The sequence below is a fragment of the Ancalomicrobiaceae bacterium S20 genome, from assembly GCA_040269895.1.
GTDB lineage: Bacteria > Pseudomonadota > Alphaproteobacteria > Rhizobiales > Ancalomicrobiaceae > Methyloraptor > Methyloraptor flagellatus.
Genome location: CP158568.1, coordinates 2,447,311 through 2,472,290, shown reverse-complemented (window position 1 = coordinate 2,472,290; position 24,980 = coordinate 2,447,311). Strand labels below are relative to the sequence as shown.

The window sequence follows — 24,980 nt, the reverse complement described above, 5'->3', positions numbered from 1 at the left end:
TTGGTTCGGGAGATCGGGTAGGGTGCCGAACCGCCTCGGCCAGAGCCGTCTCGGCCGAGGTCGCCTCGATCAGAACCGCTTCAGTTCGATGCCGTGCTTCTTCAGCGCGTAGCCGATCTGGCGCGGCGTGATGCCGAGCACGCGCGCCGCTTTCGCCTGAACCCAGCCGGCCCGCTCCATGGCATCGATCAGCCGATCCTTTTCTGTTAGCCGCGACTCGTTGCGCGGGCAGGTGGGGCTGTCGGCATGCTCGCAGAGCCCGTCGGCGCGCGCCGCTGTCCCACCGGGCGCGGCGTGCGCGACCGGCTCGGGCATGAACGGCGCGGACACCGCCGGCGCTGCGTAGCTTGCAGGGACAGGCGCAGCCTCAGGCATCGCCGCGCCGAACGGTGCCGGCGAGAAGGACGAGCCCGCCGCGCCACCGATCGGCCGGCCGCCGCCGTGTACGGCCGCACCCACCGAAGCGGTCACGGCGCGACCGGCGGCGAGCTCGCCGAGCGGGTCGGTGCCATGCCCGGCCTTGCGCGAACTGCCGGTCCAGAGCAGCGCCGAGAGGCAGTTGCCGCTTGCACAGGCGAAGTCGTCGCGCACGATCGTGTCGCCGCGGGCGAGCGTCGCGGTGCGGCGGATGCAGTTCTCCAGCTCGCGGACGTTGCCGGGGAAATTGCAGCGCTTCAGCGTCTCGATCGCGCTCGTCGTGATCGACATCTTGCGATGGTTCTCGCCGTTGAAGCGCTCCAGGAACGCGCGGGCGAGCAGGGGGATGTCGCCCGGGCGTTCGCGCAAGGGAGGCAGCGCCACCGGTACGACATTGATGCGATAGTAGAGGTCGGCTCGGAATTCGCCGCGCGTGACGGCCTCCTCGAGGTTCTTGTTGGTCGCGCAGATTAGCCGCACGTCCACCTTCAGCGTGCGATTGCCGCCGACGCGCTCGAACTCGCCCTCCTGCAGCACGCGCAGGAGCTTGGCCTGGAAGTTCGGCGAGATCTCGCCGATCTCGTCGAGGAACAGCGTACCGCCGTGCGCGCTCTCGAACCGGCCGGCCCGCTGGCCGACTGCGCCGGTGAACGAGCCCTTCTCGTGGCCGAAGAGCTCGCTCTCGAGCACGCTCTCCGGCAGTGCGGCGCAGTTGAGCTTGACGAAGGGCTTGCCCTTGCGCGCCGAGAGATCGTGGATGGCGCGGGCGAACAGCTCCTTGCCGGTGCCGCTCTCGCCGCGCAGCAGCACGGTCGAGTTCGACTTGGCGACGATGGCGATCGTCTCCAGAACCCTCTTGAGCGGCTGGCTCTCGCCGACGATGCCCATGATCTTCGGCGTCGGCAGCCGGCCCTTTTCGGCCAGCTCCTGGCCGAGCGCTTTTTCGAGCTGGTGTCGCTCGTCGAGCAGGCGCTGCCGATCGGCGGCGAGGATCGTGTGCAGCCGCACCGTCTGGCCGACCAGGTTCGCGACCATGGTCAGGAACCGCAGGTCCTCGTCGAAGCGGAACGACGTCGCGCCGTCCCAGACCCGGTCGATCGACAGCGTGCCGATCACCCGGTCGTCGGCCTTGATCGGCACGCCGAGGAACGACACGCGGTCGCCGCGGTCGCCCGAGGTCAGGCCGCGGGTGATCAGGTCGACCACCGAGGCGAACATCGGCTCGCGCGCGATGTCCTGCACCACCATCGGCGTCTGGGTGGCGATCAGCCGGTCGATCACCGCTTGCGGCAGGGTCTCGATCGGCCGGCCCTTGATGTCGCCGGCCCAGCCGGCGGTCGCGACGATCTCCGGATCGCCCTCAGGGTCGACGATCACGATCATGCCGAGCCGCATCTGCATGAACGAGCTCAGCACGTTGACGACGCTCGCCAGCGTCCGTTGCAGCGGCGCGGGCGCGTTGAGGATCTTGGAGATCTCGTAGATGCCGAGCAGCGCCACGTCCGAACTCGGATGCTGGCGCTGCGGCGGGATCACGGCGTCTGAACGACGGTAGTCGGAAACGAGAGTCGCGGCGGCAGCCATGGCCGGTCTCCCTGTCGCACGTAAGCCGGCCGTCATCCGCCGCGCGTATCAGGCGCGCGATGGACAGTCTTGACCGGGCAGTCAAAAGATCCGGATCCAGAAGAGGCCGCGGTCGGGTCGGGGCGGTCGCTTCGGAACCTTGCGGAACGACAAGTGAAGTCTTTGCTGAAATCAGGCTGCCATTGAAATCCTGTGCTGTCTTGCGCGAATTCGCGTCAAAGGTGAGCCGTCTTGCTCAAATGGACTGCATCTAAAATAGATTACGTATCGGGTATTCACGTATAACTCGGACTTTAAAGCAATTGACCGCCGTTGATGTTGATCTCCTCGCCGGTCACGTAGCTCGCCGCCTCCGAGCACAGGAAGGCGACGACGGCGGCGACTTCTTCCGGTTTGCCGAGACGTTTCATGGGGATGAGCGGCACGAATCGCTCCTCCGTGCCCGGCGACAGGATGTCGGTGACGATCTCGCCGGGGGCGATCGCATTCACACGGATGCCGTGTGGCGCAAAATCAGCCGCCATTTCGCGTGTCAGCGCCGAGAGTGCCGCCTTCGAGGTCGCGTAGGCCGTGCCGGCGAAGGGATGCACGCGCGAACCGACCACCGACGTGATGTTGACGATCGCGCCGCGCGCCGCCTTCAGTTCCTCGAACAGGCCGCGCGCGAGCAGCAGCGGCGCGAGGAAATTGACGTGGAACACGCCCATCCAGAGCATGTCCGGCGTGGTCAGCGAGTTGAGCCGCTCGCCCTCGGGGCCCTTTGGCGAGATGCCGGCATTGTTGACGAGCGCATCGAGCGGCGCGCCGCCGAGCCGGCTGCGGATCTCGGCCACCGCGTCGGCGAGCTTCATGCGGTCGCCGAGGTCGATCTGGACATGATCCTCGGGGCCGGCCTCCCAGGGGCAGCGCACCTTGTCGAACGGCTGCCGCGAGCAGGTGACTATGCGCCAGCCGTCCTCGGCGAAGCGCTTGACGATCGCGTGCCCGATGCCGCGGCTCGCGCCGGTCACGACCACGGTGCGCCGGCGGGCCGGCACCGCGGCCGGATCGTCGCCGGCGTCCGGGCGCGGCGTGGCGGCGGGATGGTCGGCCAGGACGGTCCCATGGGGGACCGGGCAACGCGCTTCCGCAGGGTACCCGATCTCGCCCATGGCGACCTCCTCTCGATCCGAAGCCTCACTCGGCGGCGTGTTGCACCTGGATGGCGGCGGCCTCGAGCGCCACCGCGGCCGACTGGATCACCGCCGCGAAGCGCACGGCGGTCTGCACCGCCGAGGCCGGCACGCCGTGTTCGCGCAGCACCTTCTCGTGGCTGTCGATGCACATGCCGCAACCGTTGATCGCCGAGACCGCCAGCGACCAGAGCTCGAAGTCGACCTTGTCGACGCCCGGCTTGCCGATGACGTTCATCCGGAGCCGCGCCGGCATGGACTTGTATTCCTCGTTCGAGGCGAGGTGCAGGAAGCGGTAGTAGATGTTGTTCATCGCCATGATCGTGGCGGCGGCTCGCGCGGCGTCGAGCGCGACCGGCGCCAGATGCGGTGCGGCTTCCGCCTCCATCGCCTGGGCGACGTCCGGATTGCGGGTCGCGTGGCCGCAGGCGACCATGAGGCCGTATTTCTGCTGCGCGGTCAGGCTGTCGTCCTCGCCGATCGAGGACAGGTTCAGGCTGACGTCCTTGGCGAAGGCCGGCAGGCGGCTCTTCAGCGACGCGATGGTCATGGCGGCTCCGGAAAGCTGGGTTGCGCGGGCCGCCCGAGAGGTCTCGCGGCGCCGCGTCTCACGAAAGAGGAAGCGCGGGAGCGGAGCTTGCGGCCCCGCTCCCGCGTCGGATCAGGCCGCCTTCAGCGTGTCGCCGCCGACTTCGCGGTTGCACGGGCACAGCTCGTCGGTCTGCAGCGCGTCGAGGACGCGCAGCGTGTCCTTCGGGTTGCGGCCGACGTTGAGGTTGGTCGCGTAGACGTGCTGGATCGTGTTGTCCGGGTCGACGATGAACGTGTAGCGGTAGGCCACACCGGCCGGCGAACGGATGCCGAGGCCGTCGACCAGATCACCCTTGGTGTCGGCGAACTGCCAGATCGGCAGCTTGTTCAGGTCCTTGTGCTCGCGGCGCCAGGCGAGCTTGACGAACTCGTTGTCGGTCGAGCCGCCGAGCACGACCGCGTCGCGGTCCTCGAAGTCCTGGGCGAGACGCGCGAACTCGGCGATCTCGGTCGGGCACACGAAGGTGAAGTCCTTCGGGTAGAAGAAGATGATCTTCCACTTGCCGGGGAAGCTCGCTTCCGTGATCGCCTCGAAGGCCGACGCGCCGCCTTCGACGTGGTTGTTGAAGCCCGGCTTCACGCCGGTGATTTCGAAGGAGGGGAGCTTGTCGCCGATACCGAGCATAGGTGCTACTCCAGAGGAAGGAACTGAGACCTTCCGAATAGCAGACACTGTGCCAGAGTCCATATCGCTTTGATTTTAATGGATTTAGTCGGCGGCGACCATGTGTCGCTTGTCGGAAATCCGACCCACCGGCCCCGACAATGTCGGCTTGCCGGCACGACTCACGGGCCGGCGCCGCCGCCGTTCAGCGCCCGAACGCCAGCGACACGTTGAGGCCGCCGAAGGCGAATGAGTTCGACAGCGCGATCTCCATCGCGCGCGGGCGCGGCACGTTCGGCGTCGGTTCGAAGCCGATCTCGGGATCGACGCCGAGAAAGCCGAGCGTCGGTGGCACGATCCCGGCCTGCAGCGCCGCGAGCGTCACGATCGCCTCCAGCGCGCCCGAGGCACCCATGGCGTGGCCGATCTGCGACTTGGTCGAGGAGACCGACGCGCCGCCGAGATCCGGGCCGAGCACGGCCTTCAGCGCCGCCGCTTCGGCGACGTCGTTGGCAGCCGTGCCCGTGCCGTGGGCATTGACGTAATCGACAGCGGCAGGATCGAGACGGGCATCGGCGAGCGCGAGCCGGATCGCCGTCGCCATGCCGGTCGGATCGGGGCGAGCAGGTCGCCGGCGTCGCAGCTCGATGCGCCGCCGAGATAGCGTCCGAACGAGGCCGCGCCGCGCGCCTGTGCGTGCGCCTCGCGCTCGAAAGCACCAGCATGCCGGCGCCTTCGCCGAGCACGAGCCCCGAGCGGCCGGTCGAGAACGGCCGGCACTGGTCGGGCGACACGACCCGGAGCACGTCCCAGGCGCGCAGGTAGTGCTCGTTGAAGATCGCGTCGGCACCGCCGACCACGACGACGTCGGCGACATCGGCGCGGATCAGCATGGCGCCCATCAGGATCGCCTGGCCGGCCGAGGCGCAGGCGCCGGTGACGCCGAAGACCGGGCCGCGCGCGCGATCTCCCGCGCGATCCGGCTTGCGGCCGCATTGCCCATGGTCATCGGGATGGTGAGCGGCGAGGGTCGGCCGCCGCCGACGAAGATCCGCTCGAACCCGTCGTCGAGGATGTCGATCCCGGCCGACGCCGTCCCGACCACCACGCCGATGCGCTCCGGTGCATGGCCGGCCTGTGCGCCGCCGGCCTCCGCCCAGGCATTGCGCCCGGCCACGGCGGCATATTGCGCGAAGCGGTCGAGCGTCCGCACCGACCGCGTGTCGAAATGGTCGGCCGGCACGAAGTCGTCGACCGGCGCACCCATGGTGAAGCGCTGCGAGGTCAAGCGCTCGCCGACCGGCCGGATCGCCCCCTCGCCGGCGAGGATGCGCGCGGCCATCTGCTCCACGTCGAGGCCGAGGCAGGAGACGATCCCCCGTCCGGTGATCAGGATCGGCGCGCGCATCTGCGGCATGAATGGTCCCCCGGCAAATCGTCGTTTCCTGTTCGGATACACGGTTTCGGCCGCGAGCGACACCGGGCGCTTCCGGGCTGTCATTTCGCCCTGGATGGCAGAGGTACCGTGGACGGCGACGAAAGGGCGCACCTCGGCAGGCCTGTCGCTCGCCCCGAAATCGAGGTGCGGTTCCGGTCCGGTTCGGCGAAAACGCCCAATTCGTCTCATGGCGGCGGCTCGGACAGGTGCGCGCGCGATGTCTCGAACCTCGCCCCGCCATGTATACAAATCGCAAGCTCCCCTACGTAATATGTTCAGCAAAAGATCTCCCGCCGGCGTGCGGATGTGCGAGCGGTTCGCGGCCAGGGCGCCATCATGCCGTTGCAGTCCGGATGCGATTTCTCATTTTGGCTCGAGGATCGGAATGAAATTCGTCCACCCCTGTTATTTCTCGTAGTAAATCGATGTTTGACAGTATTTATCGCTTCGATGAAGATATATTTCTTAAAGTTCTGTTAATGTTCCGTTCTTTGGCTTCGTTGATTGAATCTATTCATTGAAAATTGCGACATGAAGTGATTGGTATATCTCGACGGCCCTAGGAGTGGGGATCGTCTCCAGAGGAGATAAGACGATGAAGGTTCTCAAGCTCGACACCATGAAGAAGATCGCCGGCGGCACCAACGGCTGCGCTCCCGCGCCGTGCGCCCCGAAGCCGTCGCACTGCGGCAAGTGCAGCTGATAAGCTGAGGGTCCTCGGCGTTCGCTGAGGCTCGTCGGGCCGGGATCGACATCGATCGAACCCGGCCCGACCCGATATGGCCGCCCCCTGCACAGCGGGTTGGGCTGCGGCTTGGCAGCGGGTTGAACGGGGAACGCGAGACCTGCTCCGCTTCTCGGCTTGGGGATTTCCGTGGCGCCAGCGCCACGTTGCGCGCCGGATGCGGCTGCGCTTGTCGACGCGCCCGAACTCAAGCCGCCGGCTCTCCGCCGTCTGGCGCGCCATTGTCGATCGATGTTCGTTGGCTCTTGTTAAATTCAAAAAGTTAAATACCTTGCTTATTCGTTAACTCTATTGTCCCTGTTAGTATTAATTGACTCAATTCATTGCAAAACGTCCCGTGAAATGGGAGTTGTTTCTCGTCGGCCCGGGAGTGGGGTCGTCTCCAGAGGAGATAGGAAAATGAAGGAACTCAAGCTCGACGCCCTGAAGCAGCTCGCTGGCGGCGGTGGCCCGTGCGGTCGTGACAAGGGCGGCCCGGCTCCGTCGCCGTGCGCCCCGAAGCCGTCGAACTGCGGCAAGTGCAGCTGATAGGCTGACGGTCCTCGGTGCATGCCGAGGTATGTCGGGCCGGGGGCGACACGGATCGAGCCCGGCCCGACCCGACAACGGTCTCGCCCGAACCCATGCGGACGAGGCGAGGCCCGCGGCCTCTGTCCCGCGTGCCGGCACAACGCGCCGGTCTCGACCGCGAGGCGCGCCGCATAACGCGGAACGGGAGGTGATCCCATGCTGGAAGTCTCACGCGAGCCGATCCGCGATCTGGCCGCCCTCGACACGGCCCATCACCTCCATCCTTTCGCGGACATGAAAGAACTCGTCGAAGGCGGCGTCCGGGTGATGACGCGCGGCGAGGGCGTCTATGTCTGGGACGGTGAGGGCAAGCGCTATCTCGACGCCTTCGCCGGCCTCTGGTGCGTCAACGTCGGTTATGGCCGACGCGAGATCACCGAAGCGGTGGTCGCGCAGATGGACGCGCTGCCCTACTACAACAGCTTCTTCGCCACCACGACCGCGCCGACCGCGCGCCTCGCCGCCGAGATCGCGCGGCTCGCCGGCCCCGGTCTATCGCGCGTCTTCTTCACCAACTCCGGCTCGGAAGCCAACGACACCTGGCTGCGCATGGCGCGGGTCCATTGGGCGACGCTCGGCCAGCCGGACAAGAAGATCGTCATCGCGCGCCATAACGCCTATCACGGCTCCACCGTCGCGGGCGCTAGCCTCGGCGGCATGAAGCACATGCACGAGCAGGGCGATCTGCCGATCCCCGGCATCGTCCACATCGGTCAGCCCCACTGGTACGTCGAGGGCGGCGATCTCAGCCCGGAGGAATTCGGCCTCGCCCGCGCCCGCGAACTCGAGGAAAAAATCCTCGAGCTCGGTCCGGAGCGCGTCGCCGCCTTCGTGGCCGAGCCTGTTCAGGGCACCGGCGGCATCATCGTGCCGCCCGCGAGCTACTGGCCCGAGATCCAGCGCATCTGCCGCAAGTACGACATCCTGCTCGCCGTCGACGAGGTGATCACCGGTTTCGGTCGCCTCGGCTCCTGGTTCGGCTTCCAGCACTATGGTCTCACTCCGGATTTCTGCGTGATCGCCAAGGGTCTGTCGTCCGGCTACCAGCCGATCGCCGGGGTGATCGTGGCGGACCGCGTCGCCGACGTGCTGACCAATCAGGCCGGCCAGTTCCATCACGGCTTCACCTATTCCGGCCACCCGGTCGCGGCCGCCGCAGCGCTCGCCAACCTTCGCATCCTCGAGGAGGAGCGGCTGGTCGAGCGCATCCGCGACGACATCGGCCCCTATTTCGCGGAACGCTGGGGCTCGCTCGCCGATCATGTCATGGTCGGGGAGGCGGTCTCGACCGGCCTACTCGGCGCGGTCCAGATCGTCATCGACAAGGCCACGCGCACGCGGTTCTCGCGGCCGCACGACATCGGCATGATCGTCCGCAACTTCTGCATCATGCGCGGCGTGATCGTCAGGGCGAGCGCCGACCGGATCCTGGTCTCGCCGCCCTTCATCATCACCCGCGAAGAGGTCGACCAGATCGTGTCGACACTGCGCGCGGTGCTCGACTATGTCGCGGCCGAATTGTCGTCCGACTGATCCGGTCGTGCCGTCGCGATCCCTGCGGCGACCGGCGGTTAGACCATTTTTAAACCATGCCTCGTAAGGTTGTTCAGTCGCGCGGTCGACAAGGCGGCGGGTGCGTCGTCCGATCGTGACGGGCTGCCGCTCGCGCCGCCGTGCGCCCGCCGGCTCCCGATCGTGACGAGGAGCCGGACGAGCGTAGACCATCGACCTCCGAGCGAGGAACAGAAGACCGCAGCGCGCCCCATGAACGGTGTCCTCGAACTGGTCAAGATCCTGGCTCGGCTGCCGCTTTCGGTGCGGCGCGTGATCCTGCGCGCGCTCTGGCGCGGCACGCTGCCGCTGCGCGGTCAGGTCGGCTTCGATCTCGAACCCGCTTTCGAGCGCTTCCTGAAGGTCGGCACCGCCGAGGCGCGCCGCATGGCCCTCGAGCACGATTTCCAGGATCTGCTCCTGATCATGGAGTGGTACGCCAGCATCTGCCGCTCGCACCGGCAGATGACGGAGGATGTCGCGCGCGTCCGGGTCAGCGACCCCGCGCTCGTCGAGCGGATCGCCGGCTCGGCCGACGTCGTGATCCTCGCGCCGATGCACATGGGCTCGTTTCCGTTCGGCATCACCTACGTGCTGTGGAAGTATTTCGCCGGCCGCCGCCTCCTGGTCCTGCGCGCCCGCGACGACCTCGCCGGCAACAATGTCGCCATGGACCGCATGCGCGAGATCGCCAGCGAAGTCCGGATCATGAATACCCGCAACGAAGCCGAGTTCGTCGACGGGATGCGCTTCATCCGCAAGGGCGGCGTGGTCGTCTCGCTGATCGATCTGCCGCAGAGCTACGGTTCGCCGGCGGAGGTCTCGCTGTTCGGCCACGAGGCGGCCATCGCCTTCGGCCTCGACGCCATGGCGCGGATGCTGAAGGCGGTCGTGCTGCCGATGACGGTCCGCTCGCTGCTCGCCCGCGACGAGATCGTGTTTGGCCAGCCTTTCGAGGTGGCGAGCAACACCCCCGAGGATCGCCGGGCGCTCGCCGCCGCGATGGCGCGCCAGATCGAGGATTTCGTGAAAATCGATCCGGCCCAGTGGCACATGTGGACGCGCATCCTGGAGTTCTATCCTTGGGTCGGTCGCGCACCGTCCCCTGGCGGCGCGCCCGCGCTCCGAAAGGTCGGTGCCCATGCCGATCTCTAACATCGTCGCGCGCCTGATCGGCCGCCGGCCGGTGAAGCCCGCCGGCATGATGGACCGGTTCGAGGTCACGGGGCTCCATGAGCTTTCGTCGTCGATCGAGTTCCGACGCGACACCGCCTCGAACCTTCTGGTGCTGTTCTTCGTCGCGCTCGCCGGCTTCCTGATGGTGGCGCTGTGGGTCGGCACCTTCGCCAAGCAGGAGACGATGCGCGGCATCGTGCTCGGCTCGAAGGGCAGCCAGCGCATCGTCGCGACGCTCGACGGCACCATCACCAAGGTCTGGATCCCGCAGGGCGGCGACGTCGAGAGCGGCCAGCGCATCGTCACGATCACGCCGCAGCAGACCTCGACCGGTGCGACGCCGCTGTCGCAGGCCGAGGTGCAGTCGCTCAACGAGCAGCGCGTCAACATCAAGAAGCAGATGGCCGACCTTCAGTCGGTCATGTCGCACGACGCCAAGGATCTCGACGAACTGGAGGCCAATCTCGGCCGCATCAGCGACAATCTCCGCAAGCAGGAGGCCGGGCTGAAGACCGCGCTCGCCTCGCAGGAGGAGATCGTCCGCAAGCTGCAGAACCATCTGAAGGTCGGCTACGTCACCCGCGACAACGTCACCGCGCAGGAGCGGGTGAAGCAGGACTACACCCGCCAGCTGCTCGAAGTGCGCTTGCAGATGACGCAGGTCGTCACCACCCAGATCGAGCGCCGCCGCACCCTGCAGCAGAACAAGACCGCTAACGCCAACGAGCTGTCGCAGCTCTCCCGCGCGCTCGCCGAGCTCGACAGCCGCATCGAGCGGGCTAAGACCGCGATTTCGGTCGACGTGATTGTCGGCATCAAGGGCAAGATCGCCGCGATCAACGTGCGCGAGGGCTCGGAGGTCAAGGTCGGCGACACGATCGCGGCGATCGGCGATCCCGACGCCCCGTTCACGATCGGCCTGCAGGCGCCGTCGAAGACCATGGGTCTGCTGACCATGGGCCAGCGCGTCGTGCTGAAGTACGACGCCTTTCCCTACAAGACCTTCGGCGTGAAATACGGCCGCATCATCGCGATCGGCCGCCAGCCGCTGAGCCTGCCCAAGGACGAGGACGCCAACCCCGGCCTCGATCTCGCGCTCGCCAAGGCCGGGCCGCGTCCGCCGCCGCAATCGAAGTTCCTGATCGAGGTGGAGCCGGAGGACCGGACCATCTCGGCCTATGGCGAGGAGCGCCCGATCCTGATCGGGTCGACCCTGACCGCCGACGTCGTGGTCGAGCAACGCCGTCTGATCGACTGGGTGCTCGATCCGATCTTCGCGATGAGGGGCCGCACATGAGCCTGCCGTTCTTCTCCGACAAGCCGCGCGTGCGGACGCTGTTGCAGGCCGAGCAGCAGGAATGCGGCCTCGCCTGCATGGCGATGATCGCCAACGCCTACGGCCACAACGTCGATCTGCCCTACATGCGATCGGTGCACCCGATCTTCATGGGCGGCATGTCGCTCGCCGAGCTCTACGGCCTCGCCGGCGTGTTCGGCTTCGACGCGCGCGGCCTCGCGGTCGAGAACACCGACGATCTCGCCGGCCTGAAACTGCCGGCGATCCTGCACTGGGAAGGCCGGCACTACGTCGTGCTCGACCGGATTTCCGGCGGCCGCTACGTGATCCACGACCCGGCGGTCGGCCGCCGGTCGTTCTCGCGCAAGGACTTCGAGAAGCACTTCTCCGGCGTCGTGCTCGAGGTCGAGCCGCGGGTGTCGCTCGAGAAGATCGTCTCCAAGGACGGCCTCTCGCTCTGGGATCTGATCAAGTCGACCGGCGGCTTCCGGGCGGCTTTCTGGAAGGTCCTGTCGCTTTCGATCGCGATCGGCCTGCTCGCGCTCGCCTCGCCGATCCTGTTGCAGGTCTCGCTCGATTTCGTGTTGCCGCAGTCCGACCTCGACCTGCTGTCGATCATCGCGATCGGCCTCGCCGCGCTGATGGTGTTCGAGGCGATCGGCAACTGGCTGCGCGACATGATCATCCTGCGATCCTCGCTCGGCATGCAGTTGCAGTTCACCCGCTCGGTGGTCGGCCACGGCTTGCGGCTGCCCCTGCGCTATTTCGAGGCACGCCATCCGGGCGATTTCATCACGCGGCTCAATTCGGTCGAGCAGGTGAAGGCCTTCGCCAGCGACGGCATGATCAAGTCGCTCGCCGACGCCGGCGTCTCGACGATCTCCGTCGCGCTGATGTTCTATTATTCGGTGCCGATGACCCTGATGGTGCTCGGCACGCTCGCCGTTGCGATCGGCCTGCGCACGACCTTCTTGCGGCGTACGCGCGAGGCGACCACCGAGGCGCTGACCGCCAAGACCGAGGAGGTCAGCGTGCTGCTCGACGGCCTCGATCGCATCCAGACCATCAAGGCGCACAACGTCTCGACCCGGTTCGAACAGCGCTGGTTCGAGAAGCTGTCGCGCTATGCCGCCCGCGACTTCGTTTCGCGGCGTCTGCAGATCGACACCCAGCTCGCGGTGCATCTGGTCGTCGTGCTCGGCACGGTCGCGACGCTCTACGCCGGCGTCGCCTCGGTGCTGCTCAACGAGATGACGATCGGCATGCTCTACGCGTTCTTCGCGTTGCGCGGCACGTTCTTCACCATGGTCGACACGCTGACGACCAACCTGATGCACCTGACCGTGATCAAGTCGCACGTGCGCCGGCTCGAGGACGTGATCCAGACCGAGCCGGAGGTGAATGCCAAGGCCGTGGTGATCCGCAAGGCGATCCGCCGCGACGTCGAGATCCGCAATGTGTCGATCTCGTTCGGCCGCGAGGAGCGGCCGGTGGTGCGCGATGCCTCGCTCCGCATCGATGTCGAGGCGCGCGAGCATATCGCGATCGTCGGCGAGTCCGGCTCGGGAAAATCGTCGCTCCTGAAGGTCATCGCCAGCATCGCGCAACCGTCGACCGGCGTGATGCTGGTCGACGGCCAGCCGCTCGCCCGCTTCGGCGAGATGGAGTTCCGCGCCAATCTCGGCGCCGTCTTCGCCGAGGACGGCCTGTTCACCGCCACCATCGCCGAGAACGTCAGCCTGTTCGATCCGGAGATGCCGATCGACCGCATCCGCCAGGCGCTGTCGATCGTCGGTCTCGACGGCGAGATGGAGGCCCTGCCGCAGGGCATGGCGACCGTCGTCGCCAACAACAACTCGCTGCTCTCCACCGGCCAGCGCCGCCGCGTGCTCGCCGCGCGCGCGATCGCCCGGCAACCGCGCCTGATGCTGTTCGACGAGATCACCGCCAACCTCGATGCCGCGACCGAGAAAGATCTGCTGGAGAGCCTGTGCAAGCTGCCGGGCGGCAAGATCTTCGTCACCCACAGCGAGCGCGTGCTCGCCTATGTCGATCGCGCCTATCGCCTGAAGGACGGCGTGCTCACCCCGCTCGAACTGCCGGCGACGCCGAAACTGCTCGAACCGGCCTGATCGACCTTCGGCGTCGGTTCGCAATCCGGACCGTGCCAGGGGGACGGCGGTCGCGCGGATTTATGCAGGGATGCGAATATTTAAGACGATCGCGCCAATAGATCGCCCGCGAGTTAAGGTAAATTCCGGAATTCACTCAAGTTTTAAGCGAATTATGCTAAGAGATGGTCAGAGTTCGATCGTGGCCCCGGCAGGTTGTCGGGGGCTGGATCGCCTGACAGGAGCCGGAATCATGAGCGAGACCACGGCCTACGACAGTGTCGACGCCATCGTCGCCAAGCTGATCGACATGCTCCGCACCACCACCAAGCAGTCCGGCGAGGGCTGGTCGGCGGCCACCACCTTGCAGGAAGCCGGGATCGATTCCTTCGACGTCGTCGAATACATCTTCGAGATCGAGGATACGTTCGGCGTCGAGGTCGACTTCAACGCCAACACCACCGAAGACCGCCCGCACACGATCGGCGACTTCGCCACCATGATCGCCAAGAAGCGTCACCTGGCGGTGGCGTGATGCGCCGCGTCGTCGTCTCCGGTCTCGGCGTGGTGTCCTCGGCCGGGACCTCGGTCGAGGCGTTCTGGGCGAACCTCGTCGCCGGAACGGGCGCCTTCGCCGAGGCGGCCTCGTCGCCGGGAACCGGCATTCGGGTCGGTGCCGTCATCGGCGACGACCATGCGCGAGATCTGCCGCTGCCCTCGCTGGCGCCGCTCGACCGCTCGGGCGTTTTTGCAGTCGCGGCGGCCGGGCAGGCGCTCGCCGATGCCGGGCTCACGACGCCGTTTGCGCGGCCGGAGCGGGTCGCGGTCATCCTCGGCTGCGGCGGTGGCGGCCTGTCGTCTATGGATGAGCAGTTCCGCCGGCTCTATGCCGAGAAAAGCGCGCGCACCCGCTCGCGGTCGCCCGCGCCATGGCGAGCGGCGCCGCGAGTTGGACCTCGATCGCCTTCGGCGCGCGCGGTCCCTGTTTCGTGACATCGAGCGCCTGCGCGTCATCGGCCCATGCCATCGGCACGGCGGCGGCACTGATCCGCGCGGGCGTGGTGGATGTCGCGGTGACCGGCGGCACGGAGGCGCCGCTCGATCACGGCACGCTCACCGCCTGGGACGCGATGAAGGTGATGAGCCGGACCGTGTGCCGGCCGTTCTCGCAAGGCCGCGACGGCCTGATGATCTCGGAAGGCGCCGGCATCATCGTTCTGGAAGCCGAGGCGCATGCCCGGGCCCGCGGCCGCGCCGACGACATCGAACTCGCCGGCTGGGCCGCCGGCGCCGATGCCCGCGACCTGTTCGCGCCCTCGCCGGACGGCATGGCCGCGGCGATGCGCGACGCGCTCGCGGCGGCCGGGATCGAACCGCAGGCGATCGACTGGATCAACGCGCACGGCACCGCCACGCGCGCCAACGACATCGCCGAGGTCGAGGCGCTCAGGGCCGTGTTCGGCGCCGATGCCTGCCCGCCGACCACCTCGACCAAGGGTGTGCATGGGCACGCGCTCGGCGCCTCGGGCGGCCTGGAGGCGGTCGCGACGGTGCTCGCCATGCGCAACAATCTGGCGCCGCCGACGGCCGGCTTCCTCGAAGCCGATCCGGAATGCCCGATCGATTGCATTCCCGGCGCGGCCCGGCCGATGCGCATCGACGCGGCGTTGTCGAACTCCTTCGCCTTCGGCGGGCTCAACGCCTCGCTCGCCTTCCGGCGCCTGCGGAGCGCGGCATGAGTGCGCGCGACGGATCCGAGACGGCAGTCGATCTGCTCTCGGCCGAGCCCGGCGCCGAGCTCGGCGCGTCGCTGTGGCAGGTGATCGACCAGCCGCGCGTGAACCTGTTCGCGGAGGCGACCGGGGATCATCAGTTCATCCATGTCGACCCGGTCCGCGCCGCCGCCGAAGGCCCGTTCGGCGGCACGGTCGCGCATGGATTTTTGACCTTGTCGCTGCTGGCGAGCCTCGCGAGCGAGGTGGTGCGACTGCCCTCCGACTGGGTCGCGGTCAATTTCAGCGTCGACGGCGTGCGGTTTTTGCGACCGGTCGAGACGGGCAAGCGGGTGCGCGCCCATTTCGCGCTGGTCGGCCGCTCGTCGGTCGGACCCGAGCGCCGGGCGATCAAGCTCTCCGCACGGCTCGAGGTCGAGGGAGCGGAGAAGCCCGCGCTGACGGTCGCCGCCCTGGTCCTGATCGCCGAGCCGGCCGCGCCGCGCGGGGCCTGATCGGGACCCATCGGCGCGCCGCGCGCGGCCTGATCGGCGCCCATCGGCGCGCCGCACGCGACCTGAGCGGCGGCAAACCGCTGCGCCTGTCGCGCCCCGGGCCGAACCGGTACGGCGGTGGAGGTGCTTATTTCCGGGGCGCCGCCGCGTCGGCGATCCTGGTCGCGCCCGGCGTGTCACCGATCCGCGCCAGCGCGGCGGCGATCTCCCAGCCGGCGCGATCGGCCTCGAACGACAGGTTTTGCACGCTGATCGCGGCTTCCGCCGCCTCGGATTCTGCGTCGAGCCGGCCGATCACCGTGCCGAAGCCGGCCTGCTGCTCGATCTTGCGCGCCTCGACCGCCTCGCGGATCGTGCTCAGCCGCTTCCGTGCCCGTTCGAGCGCCGAAATCAGCCCCTTGCGCTCGGTGAACCGAGCCTCCGCCGACGACAGCGACCGGCGTTCGGTGTCCACGATCTGGTATTCCGCCCGCTTGCTGGCGACCCGCGCCGCCTCGAGCCGCGGGAACGTGCCCGGCGTATAGATCGGCACGCGCGCGACCACCTTGACCGTGGTGTCGAGCGTGCTGTCGAAGCCGGGCGCGGTACCGGACTGGAGACCGTGGGTGAATTGCAGGTCGACCCGCGGCGCGAAATCCGCATAGGCCGACTTGACCTCGTAGCGCGCCGCCTGCGCATTGAGCCGGGACGCGGCGAGCCGCGGGCTCTCCTCGCGCAGCTGCCGCCGCAACGTCTCGACATCGCGCGGCAGGAAGACGTCGGGCGGCGGCGGCGGCGTCATGCGCCCCGGCTTGGCACCGACGATGCGGGCATATTCGATCTCGGAGGCCGCGAGCGCGGCCTGCGCCTGATCGAGCGCGGCCCGCGCCGCCTCGACGCGCGATCGCGACGTCGCCACTTCCGAGCGCGTGGCGTCCTGCGTGTCGAAGCTCACGGCGGTGTGGCCGGCGATTGCGGAGACGGCCGCGACCTGGCGGCGTCGGCTCTCGACGATGCCGCGGTCGCGCACCACGGTCAGATAGGCGGTGATGGTTTCGAGCAGCGCCTGCTGGCGCGCCTCCACCGACAGATACCGGCCGGCGTCGACCTTCTTGATCGTCGCCTGGAGATCGTTCCAGCGCTTGAAGCCGTCGAAGAGCGGCAGCGTCGCCTGGATGCCGGTGATGTTCGGCTCGCGCCGGGCGGTCGTGTCGACGCCCGTGGTCGGCACCGGGATGTCCGGCTTGTAGCGGATCTTGCTGTCGATGATGCGTTCGCCGACGATCGCCACGGTCGGCATGAAGGCGTCGATCGCGCCGCGCATCTGCGCCTTGGCGAGCGCCTGACGCTGGTCGTCGATCGAGATCGTCGGATTGTCGCGCATCGCCTGCTGGATCGCCGCGCGAAACGTGTCGTCGGCGCCGGCCGGCCGGGGCGCGCAGCCGAGGATCAGCACTGCCGCGCAGAGCCGGCCGCCCAGACGGGAGGCGCGCGCGAGCACGGAGGAAGGCGAAACGGGAGGCGCGACGGGGCGCGGATCGGCGGTCGACGCGCCCACGGATCGCTCCGCCCGTCCGGTCCGGTACTCTCGACTGGGACCCGCAAACCGCACCGAAACCTCCATGGCCGATCGTCCAAGAACGAGGCCAGCCGTGCGTACTCCGCTTTGTCACCGGTCAGAGAATAGGATCATCGTTTATTTCGGGTTAATTGGAAGCTTGGAATACTTTGTGTATTGATAAGTCGTAAACCACGACGCCGCCGCGTTGACGTATTCTTTACTTCTGTGGCGCGTGGGCGGTGCTGTCGCGCCGTTACGGAGCCCGCGTGTCGATCGGCTTGGCCGGGCACTTCTGCGGGCTCGGCAGCGCCGCGAGCCAGTCGCGGGCGAGACGATCGCCCTCCGGCGTGTCGAGCACGATGTGGTCGGCGCCCGCGATCTCGGCCAGCCGGACATTCGCGCCGCCGGCGGCGGCGAGCCGTCGGGCATAGGCGAGCGGCACGACCTCGTCGTCCGCGCCGTGGAGCATCAGGATCGGCGCCGTGATCCCGGCGCGCAGGGACGCCGCCGCATCGAACCGGTCGCGCATGAGCAGGCGGACCGGCAGATAGGGATAGAGATCCGCCGCGATGTCGACGATCGCGGAATAGGCCGAGTCGAGCAGCACGCCGGCGGGCGGATGCGCGCGCGCCAGCGCGAGCGCGACGCCGCTCCCGAGGCTCTCGCCGACGTAGAGCATCCGGCAGTCGTCGAAGCCGCGCGCGGCGGCGAGGGCGCGAGCGGCGGCCGCGTCGCGCAGGAGGCCGGCTTCGCTCGGCGTACCGGTCGAGCGGCCATAGCCGCGATAGTCGATCGCCAGCACCGACAGACCGAGCGATCGCAGATGCTCGAGCCGCGCGGCCCGGTTGGCGAGCGAGCCGGCATTGCCGTGGAAGAACAGCGCGACCCGGTCGCCCTCGCCCTTGAGCCACCAGCCACGCAGCCGCTCGCCGTCTTGCGTCATGACGTCGAGGTCTTCGGTCTCCGCCAGACCGACCTCTTCGGGCCTGACAGTCTCGCGCGCCGGGTGGAACAAGAGGTGCCGCTGGCCGAAGAACATCGCCAGGCCGACCAGGACATAGAGCGCGGCGACCACGCCGAGCGCGATCAGGATCGCCTTTGTCGTCATCGCTGTCCGGTCCTCAAGTGCGCGCTCCCCGGCCGTGGTCCAACCGAGCCCTTGATAGAGGCTCGCGCGCGCAATTGCACCCGCTCTCGCGCCGCGCGGAGCGGGCGAGAGGGCGGCGGACCGGAGCGGTGCCGGCTCAGGGCTGGTCGAGCAGATCGCGGACGCGGGTGGCGAGCTGTTCGTAGGTGAAGGGCTTCGAGATCAGATTGACGCCCGCGTCGAGCCGGCCGTGGTGGACGATGGCGTTGCGCGAATATCCGGTCGTGAACAGGATCTTCAGCTTCGGCCGGAGCGCCAGCGCGGCCTCGGCAAGCTCGCGGCCGCTCTTGCCCGGCAGCACCACGTCGGTGAACAGGAGATCGATCCGCTGTTCCATCTTGAGGATCGCGAGCGCCGGCTCGGCATGCTCGACCTCGAGCACCGCGTAGCCGAGTTCGCGCAGGATCATGGCGCTGTAGGCGCGGACGTCCTCGTTGTCCTCGACCAGCAGCACGACCTCGCCGACGCTGCCGCGCGGAATCGTCGCCTCCGGCACCTCCACGCCGCTCTGTTCCTTGCCGGTATAGCGCGGGAAATAGAGCTTCACCGTCGTGCCGTGCCCTTCCTCGCTGTAGATCGTGATGTGGCCGCCCGACTGCTTGACGAAGCCGTAGACCATGCTGAGGCCGAGCCCGGTGCCGCGGCCGACCTCCTTGGTCGTGAAGAACGGCTCGAACACCTTGGCGAGCACGTCCTTCGACATGCCGGTGCCGGTATCGCTGACGCAGACCACCACGTACTGACCCGGGATCACCTCGGAATCGAGCGCGACGTAGCTCTCGTCGAGCGCCGTGTTGGCGGTCTCGATGGTGAGCTTGCCGCCCTCGGGCATGGCGTCGCGGGCGTTGACGGCGAGGTTCAGGATCGCGCTCTCGAGCTGGTTCTGGTCGACCTCCACCGGCCAGAGTCGGGGCGCCAGCACGCCTTCGAGTTCGATCTGTTCGCCGAGTGTCCGGTGCAAGAGGTCCGTCATGTCGCGGACCAGGAGGTTGAGATCGAGCGGCTTCGGATCGAGCGGCTGCCGGCGCGAGAAGGCGAGCAGACGGCTGGTCAGGCTCGCCGCACGTTGAGCGCCCTTGATCGCCATGTCGACGGCGCGCTGGATGCGCGCCTCGTCGCCGGGCTTGCTGCGGCGGATCGTGTCGAGCCCGCCGATGATCACGGTCAGGAGGTTGTTGAAGTCGTGGGCGACGCCGCCGGTGAGCTGGCCGATCGCCTCCATCTTCTGCGCCTGCCGGAGCGCCTCCTCGGCGCGCATGCGGCGGTCGATCTCCTCGGCGATCTTCTCCTCGAGGCCGGAGTTCAGCGCCTGGAGCTGCTCTTCCGCGCGCCGGCGTTCGGCGAGCTCGCGCTGGACGGCGGCGAATAGTGCCGCGTTGTCCATCGCGATCGCCGCCTGGCTCGCCAGACCGATGATGCGGCTCTCCGCCGCCGCGCCGAACACGTCCGGGCGCGAATGACCGAACATCAGCCCGCCGAGCACCTTGCCGTCGCGCGACTTGACCGGCACCGCCAGATAGCTGCGCACCGGCAAGTGATCCCGCGGCATGCCGAAATGCGGCGCACTCCGGCCATAGCGCGGATCGGCCGTGATGTCGGCCGAGCGCACCACGCCGAGGCCCTCGAAGGTCGGCTCGAACACCGCGGTCTTACGTGGCATGGGAAAGCGCGCGAAGGCCTCGCGCGATGCGCCGGAGAGCGTATAAAGCGTGTAGCGGTCGCCCTCGGGACCGGTCAGATTGTAGAAGAACGCGCCGAACTCCGCGCCGGTCAGCTCGACGCCCGCGTCCGTGACGGTCTGGACCAGCCGTTCGAGGTCGAGATCGCCGGAAACCGCCGCGGCGGCCTGGTTCAGCACTTCGAGCGCATGGGTCTGCTCTTCGAGCGCCACCTGCCGGCGCCGGCTCTCGGCCTCGGCCTGTTTCTCCTCGGTGACGTCGATCAGCGCACCGGCCATGTGCAGGCGTCCGGCCGCGGTGCGCCCGATGCGACCGCGCGCCAGGATGATCCGCTCGGCCGCGTCGCCGAGTGTCCGGTAGGTCGCCTCGTACGCGCCTTCGGCCTCGATCGCGGCTGCGAGCAGGGCGACGACCGGATCACGGTCGTCCGGATGGATCCCGGAGAGGAAGGTCGACAGCGGCAAGCCGCCGGCCGCCTCGTCCGGGGGGACACCGAAGGATCGCGCGAGCGGCCCGAGAACGATCAGGCGATCTTCTTCGGTATCCCATTCGAACACGCCGACCCGGCCGGTCGAGAGCGCCAGCGACAGGCGATCCTGCGTGAGCAGGTAGCGCTGCTCGCTCTGGAAGATCGCCCGGTTGGCCTCCCGCCGCATGTCGGCGAGCTGGATGTTGGCGTTGACGCGCGCGAGCAGCTCGCGCGCGACGAAGGGCTTGGTCAGGTAGTCGTCGGCGCCCGCTTCGAGGCCTTCGACCTTGGCTTCCTCGCCGGCGCGCGCCGAGAGCATGACCACGGGCGTGGCGCTGAGCGCCGGGTTGCCGCGTACGGCCTTGAGCAACTCGAAGCCGTCCATTTCCGGCATCATGACGTCGGTCAGGATCAGGTCCGGCATCTTCGTCCGTGCCGCGGCGAAGGCGAGGGCGCCGTTCTCGACAGCGGTCACGGCGTAGCCCTGCTCGCGCAGCAGCCGGGCCACGTAGGCCCGCATGTCGGCATTGTCGTCGGCGAGCAGGATCGACTTGCCGCGCCCGACCGGCACGATTGGACCGGCGACGCCGACCGTGGACTCCAGTTCGAGATCCGACGCGTTCGCCTCGGCGCCGGGCAGCCATTGCAGCGCTTCTTCGACGAAGATGTTGGCCCGCACCGGGGCCGCCGGTTCGGCCGTGTCGTAGACCTGCTCGGGCGGCAGGTGGCGGTGGCCGAACGGCAGGCGGATCGTGAAGATCGTGCCGACCCCCGGCGCGCTGGTGGCGTCGATGGTGCCGCCGTGCAGCTTGATCAGCTCGTGGACGAGGGCGAGGCCGATGCCGCTGCCCTCGAAGCTGCGCCCCTTGGCGCCGGCGACGCGATGGAAGCGCTCGAACAGACGCGGCAGCTCGTGTTCCGGAATGCCGATGCCGGTATCGGCGACGATCGTCTCCGCCGCCTTGCCGTCGTCGGAGACCTTCACCCGAACCTCGACATCGCCGTCGAGCGTGAACTTGAAGGCGTTGGAGACGAGGTTCAGCAGCACCTTCTCCCACATCTCGCGATCGACCCAGACCGGCTCCGGCAGCGCCGTGCAGACGACCTCGAAGCCGAGCCCGGCCTTGGCCATGGCGGATTCGAACGTCGAGGCGATCTCGGCGGAGAAGGCGGCGAGATCGGTCGGCTGGAAGCTCGCGCGGACGCGGCCGGCCTCGATGCGGGAGAAGTCGAGCAGACTGTTGACGAGCCGGAGCAGCCGCCCGCCGTTGCGCTGCGCCTGTTCGAGGCTCTGGCGCACGGCACCTGAGACCGTGGCGTCGGCGAGCACATCGTCGAGCGGGCCGAGCATCAGGGTCAACGGCGTGCGGAACTCGTGGCTGACATTGGAGAAGAATGCCGTCTTCGCACGGTCGATCTCGGCCAGCGCCTCGGCACGGCGGCGTTCCTCCTCGTAGGCGTCGGCGCTGGCGACCGCGGCGGCAATCTGGCCGACGACGAGCCCGAGGAAGCCACGGTAGCCCTCGTCGAGCAGGCGGAACGGGTTGAGGCCGACGACCAGCACGCCCGAGCGCCCGGCCTCGCCGGTCACGGGCAGCCGGAGCAGCACGGCCCGGCTCGGCGCCTGCGGCCAGGGCCCTGCGGCAGCCCGTCGGGGAAATGCTGCGCCAGATCCTCGACCACGATCGTCTCGGCCGATTGCATGGCGTGGGCGAGGGGCCAGACGTGGTCGTCGTGCAGCACCGCGGGCGCGGCGGCATGTCCGGGATGGAGACCCGTGAGGCCGGCGAGTTCGAGCCGGTCGCCGCCGGGCGGATCGGAGACGTAGAGCAGGGCGAAAGGCAGATCGTGCGGGTTGGTCGCGAGCGCGGCCATGCCGCGTTCGCAGGCCTCTCGCCAGTTGCGCGAATCGACGGTGCGCGCCGCGAGTTCGCGCAAGGAACTCAGCTGGCGGTCGCCGATGACGCGCGCGGTGTCGTCGGAATTGGCGCAGATGATGCCGCTCGGCTCACCCTGATCGTCGGGGATCGGGCTATAGGAGAAGGTGTAGTAGGTCTCCTCCGGATAGCCGTTGCGCTCCATGATCAGGAGCTGCTCCTCGACATAGGTGCCCTCGACGCCGCCGAGCGCGGTCGCCAGCATCGGGCCGATCTCGGGCCAGATCTCGCGCCAGACCTCGGAGGTCGCCTTGCCGAGCGCCCACGGGTGCTTGCCGCCGATGATCGACTTGTAGGCGTCGTTGTAGAGATAGGTCAGTTCCTTGCCCCAGCCGATCCAGATCGGCTGGCGCGAGGTCAGCATGATGCGGACGGCGGTCTTCAGGCTCTGCGGCCAGTCCATCGGCGGGCCGAGGGGAGTCTCGCCCCAGGGATAGGAGCGGATCAGCGCGCCGAGTTCACCGCCGCCGGCGAGGAACCGGTTGGTCCGGGCATCGGGATCGATCGGCGTGCGGGTATGCGCTTCGGAGGGGGATGCCGGCGCCGTGTCCGGCCCGTTGCTGTCGCTGCGCTCGGGGATCTGCGGGATGTCGGGAGCGCCGCCGTAGCTGTCGCCAGTGCCGCCGTCGCCAGTGCCGCCGTCTGCCGGGGTCTTGCCTTCCGTCCCGTTGCTCATCGGCCGCCGACCTCGCGACCGTTCATCCATGAGACGCGAGGCGAGACCAGGGGCCTTGAAACGCGAAAACACCGACGCGCGCGCCGTCGCGTGCCGCCGTCGACGTGGATTCCACCCGTTCCCATTCCTGCCCCCCTGCAGAATGTTCGCGTTTCAACGCCGGGGTGGCCGGTTGGTTCCAGGGAAAAGTGAAGATCGACAAAGATATCAGTTCGGCCAGGGCAAAAAAGAAGAGCCGCCGTCCGGTCTCGGACGGCGGCTCGGGCAGGCGCGTTTCGATGCGGCACCTTTGGCTCAGACGACCTCGTCCGGCACGAAAGTGGCGGCGCGGTCGTCGCCGCGGTTCATCGCCAGCAGCGCCAGCAATGTCAGTGCCGCGGCGCCGGCCAGATACCAGCCGACAGCCGCGAGGCCGTAGCTCGTGGCGAGCGTCGTGGCGATGTAGGGCGCGAGCGAGGCACCCAGGATGCCGGCGAGGTTGAAGGCGAGCGAAGCGCCGGTGTAGCGCACCGCGGTCGGGAACGGCTCGGCGAGCGCCGTGCCGAGCGGGCCGTAGGTGAAGCCCATCAGCGCGAAGCCGATGACGAGGAAGGCGAGCACGCCGGTCGTCGTTCCGGCGCCGAAGATGGCGCCGAGCGCGAGGCCGAACACGACGATGCCGGCCGTGGTCAGGATCAGCGTGCGCACATAGCCGATCCGGTCCGCGACGATGGCCGACAGCGGGATGGTCAGGCCGAAGAACACCACGCCGACGAGCTGCAGGGGCAGGAACTCCGACTTGGTGTAGTGCAGCGCCGTGGTGCCCCAGTTCAGTGCGAACACCGTCATCAGATAGAACAGCACGAAGGTCGCGGTCGCGCCGAGCGTGCCGAGCGCCAGCAGCGCCTTGTGCTCGGCGAACACCTTGCCGATCGGCACCTCGACCCGCTCCTGGCGCGCGACGGCGCGCTGGAAGTCCGGCGTCTCGGTTAGTTTCAGCCGCACCCACAGGCCGACGATCACCAAGAGCGAGGAAGCGATGAACGGGATGCGCCAGCCCCAGGCGAGGAACTGCTGGTCGGTCAGCAGCGCCGCCATCAGGAGGAAGCCGCCGTTCGAGCAGATGAAGCCGATCGGCGCGCCGAGCTGCGGGAACATGCCGTACCAGGCCCGCTTGCCGGGCGGGGCGTTCTCGGTCGCGAGCAGCACCGCGCCACCCCATTCGCCGCCGAGGCCGAGGCCCTGGCCGAAGCGGCAGGCCGCGAGCAGGATCGGCGCCAGCACGCCGACGGAGGCGTAGGTCGGCAGGAGGCCGATCAGGATCGTCGACAGGCCCATGGTCATCAGCGCCGCGACCAGCGTCGCCTTGCGGCCGACGCGGTCGCCGAAGTGGCCGAACAGCGCGGCGCCGAGCGGGCGTGCGAAGAAGGCGATCGAGAAGGTTGCGAAGGACTGCAGCACCGCCGAGGTTGGATCGGAGGCCGGGAAGAACAGCTTCGGGAACACGATCACTGAAGCTGTGGCGTAGATGTAGAAGTCGAAGAACTCGATCGTGGTGCCGATCAGGCTCGCCGACAGCACGCGCCGCGCGGAATTGACCGGCGGCATCGAATTGCTGGAGGAGGTCATCGGGGGATACTCGTATTCACGGCGGCCTGCTGCCGCGTCCGGGAGGCCGATTGCTCTAGTCCCGCGAACGCGCGCGCACAAACGTCTTTCGCGAATGGCCGATGCCCGCTGAGGCATGGCAGCGAGACGATCCGGGCGCTCTGCAAGACAACATCTGCATTGGATAGGCAGAAAAATCCACCGTTTCGATCCGGATGAAGCGCTGTGATCGGCAACGTTCATCCGAAAGTTGGCCCCGATTGAGAAAAAAGAGGTGCCGTACCTGCCGCTCTCCTCGCCCTCTTGTCGGCCTTCCACCCCTGTCGGTCTGTGTGGGCATATCGATTTCGATATCGCTCTCGCCCAAAATCGCATGTCCCGCGCGGGCGTCCGGGGGCTTGCATCGGCAGCGTTCTTGAATGAGAATGCTAGCATGTAAGTATGCAGGCGGGGTTCCGCGGT

Annotated in this window: 20 protein-coding genes and 1 pseudogene; 9 read left to right on the top strand and 12 right to left on the bottom strand. The window is 68.1% G+C overall.

Going from position 1 to position 24,980, the window contains the following annotated elements; genetic code table 11:
- Positions 1–69 precede the first annotated feature (69 nt).
- From nifA to ABS361_11195, 7 genes and pseudogenes are all read right to left on the bottom strand, one after another.
- On the bottom strand, positions 70–2,001 hold the full coding sequence (nifA, locus tag ABS361_11225; GenBank protein XBY46728.1) for a nif-specific transcriptional activator NifA: 1,932 nt from the start codon (positions 1,999–2,001) through the stop codon (positions 70–72).
- Positions 2,002–2,294: 293 nt separating this feature from the next.
- Positions 2,295–3,152 carry an SDR family oxidoreductase gene (locus ABS361_11220; GenBank protein XBY46727.1) on the bottom strand — a complete coding sequence of 286 codons (858 nt, stop codon included), beginning with the start codon at positions 3,150–3,152 and terminating at the stop codon, positions 2,295–2,297.
- A 25-nt stretch (positions 3,153–3,177) separates the two neighbouring features.
- Entirely contained in the window at positions 3,178–3,723 is a 546-nt protein-coding gene (locus tag ABS361_11215; protein XBY46726.1) for a carboxymuconolactone decarboxylase family protein, read from the bottom strand.
- A 111-nt stretch (positions 3,724–3,834) separates the two neighbouring features.
- On the bottom strand, positions 3,835–4,389 hold the full coding sequence (locus ABS361_11210; protein ID XBY46725.1) for a peroxiredoxin: 555 nt from the start codon (positions 4,387–4,389) through the stop codon (positions 3,835–3,837).
- 184 nt (positions 4,390–4,573) lie between these two features.
- Positions 4,574–5,011, bottom strand: a complete 438-nt coding sequence (locus tag ABS361_11205) for a hypothetical protein (GenBank protein XBY46876.1) — start codon at positions 5,009–5,011, stop codon at positions 4,574–4,576.
- Positions 5,012–5,132: 121 nt separating this feature from the next.
- A pseudogene (locus ABS361_11200) lies at positions 5,133–5,270 on the bottom strand (beta-ketoacyl synthase N-terminal-like domain-containing protein).
- Positions 5,270–6,055: a beta-ketoacyl synthase N-terminal-like domain-containing protein gene (locus ABS361_11195; protein ID XBY46724.1), complete on the bottom strand. Its 786-nt coding sequence runs from the start codon at positions 6,053–6,055 to the stop codon at positions 5,270–5,272. Before ABS361_11195 ends, ABS361_11200 begins: the two are co-directional and overlap by 1 nt.
- A gap of 895 nt (positions 6,056–6,950) precedes the next feature.
- Here ABS361_11195 and ABS361_11190 point away from each other — a divergent pair.
- The 9 genes from ABS361_11190 to ABS361_11150 all read left to right on the top strand — a co-directional run bounded on the left by ABS361_11190 (position 6,951) and on the right by ABS361_11150 (position 15,483).
- Positions 6,951–7,079 carry a hypothetical protein gene (locus tag ABS361_11190; protein XBY46723.1) on the top strand — a complete coding sequence of 43 codons (129 nt, stop codon included), beginning with the start codon at positions 6,951–6,953 and terminating at the stop codon, positions 7,077–7,079.
- 198 nt (positions 7,080–7,277) lie between these two features.
- Positions 7,278–8,654: an aspartate aminotransferase family protein gene (locus ABS361_11185; protein ID XBY46722.1), complete on the top strand. Its 1,377-nt coding sequence runs from the start codon at positions 7,278–7,280 to the stop codon at positions 8,652–8,654.
- Positions 8,655–8,885: 231 nt separating this feature from the next.
- A complete protein-coding gene (locus ABS361_11180; GenBank protein ID XBY46721.1) occupies positions 8,886–9,827 on the top strand; it encodes a hypothetical protein in 942 nt (313 codons plus the stop codon).
- On the top strand, positions 9,814–11,145 hold the full coding sequence (locus ABS361_11175; GenBank protein XBY46720.1) for an HlyD family efflux transporter periplasmic adaptor subunit: 1,332 nt from the start codon (positions 9,814–9,816) through the stop codon (positions 11,143–11,145). The genes ABS361_11180 and ABS361_11175 overlap by 14 nt, the downstream gene beginning before the upstream one ends.
- A complete protein-coding gene (locus ABS361_11170; protein XBY46719.1) occupies positions 11,142–13,277 on the top strand; it encodes a peptidase domain-containing ABC transporter in 2,136 nt (711 codons plus the stop codon). The genes ABS361_11175 and ABS361_11170 overlap by 4 nt, the downstream gene beginning before the upstream one ends.
- A gap of 232 nt (positions 13,278–13,509) precedes the next feature.
- Complete coding sequence (locus ABS361_11165) at positions 13,510–13,791, top strand: acyl carrier protein (GenBank protein ID XBY46718.1); 282 nt, start codon at positions 13,510–13,512, stop codon at positions 13,789–13,791.
- Positions 13,791–14,249, top strand: coding sequence for a beta-ketoacyl synthase N-terminal-like domain-containing protein (locus tag ABS361_11160; GenBank protein XBY46717.1), 459 nt, complete (start codon positions 13,791–13,793; stop codon positions 14,247–14,249). The genes ABS361_11165 and ABS361_11160 overlap by 1 nt, the downstream gene beginning before the upstream one ends.
- Positions 14,186–14,995 (top strand): beta-ketoacyl synthase N-terminal-like domain-containing protein, encoded by an 810-nt coding sequence (locus ABS361_11155; GenBank protein XBY46716.1) that lies wholly within the window; start codon positions 14,186–14,188, stop codon positions 14,993–14,995. The genes ABS361_11160 and ABS361_11155 overlap by 64 nt, the downstream gene beginning before the upstream one ends.
- Entirely contained in the window at positions 14,992–15,483 is a 492-nt protein-coding gene (locus tag ABS361_11150) for a MaoC/PaaZ C-terminal domain-containing protein (protein ID XBY46715.1), read from the top strand. Before ABS361_11155 ends, ABS361_11150 begins: the two co-directional genes overlap by 4 nt.
- Before the next feature lie 127 nt (positions 15,484–15,610).
- On the opposite strand, the gene ABS361_11145 is transcribed toward ABS361_11150, so the two are convergent.
- The 5 genes from ABS361_11145 to ABS361_11125 form a co-directional block, all read right to left on the bottom strand.
- Positions 15,611–17,020 carry a TolC family protein gene (locus ABS361_11145; GenBank protein ID XBY46714.1) on the bottom strand — a complete coding sequence of 470 codons (1,410 nt, stop codon included), beginning with the start codon at positions 17,018–17,020 and terminating at the stop codon, positions 15,611–15,613.
- A gap of 256 nt (positions 17,021–17,276) precedes the next feature.
- The gene (locus ABS361_11140) at positions 17,277–18,131 is read right to left on the bottom strand and encodes an alpha/beta hydrolase (GenBank protein ID XBY46713.1); all 855 of its coding nucleotides are present in this window, start codon (positions 18,129–18,131) and stop codon (positions 17,277–17,279) included.
- Positions 18,132–18,267: 136 nt separating this feature from the next.
- The gene (locus tag ABS361_11135; GenBank protein XBY46712.1) at positions 18,268–21,927 is read right to left on the bottom strand and encodes an ATP-binding protein; all 3,660 of its coding nucleotides are present in this window, start codon (positions 21,925–21,927) and stop codon (positions 18,268–18,270) included.
- The gene (locus ABS361_11130) at positions 21,906–22,931 is read right to left on the bottom strand and encodes a hypothetical protein (GenBank protein XBY46711.1); all 1,026 of its coding nucleotides are present in this window, start codon (positions 22,929–22,931) and stop codon (positions 21,906–21,908) included. Before ABS361_11130 ends, ABS361_11135 begins: the two co-directional genes overlap by 22 nt.
- 294 nt (positions 22,932–23,225) lie before the next feature.
- The gene (locus tag ABS361_11125) at positions 23,226–24,539 is read right to left on the bottom strand and encodes an MFS transporter (GenBank protein ID XBY46710.1); all 1,314 of its coding nucleotides are present in this window, start codon (positions 24,537–24,539) and stop codon (positions 23,226–23,228) included.
- Positions 24,540–24,980: the final 441 nt, after the last annotated feature.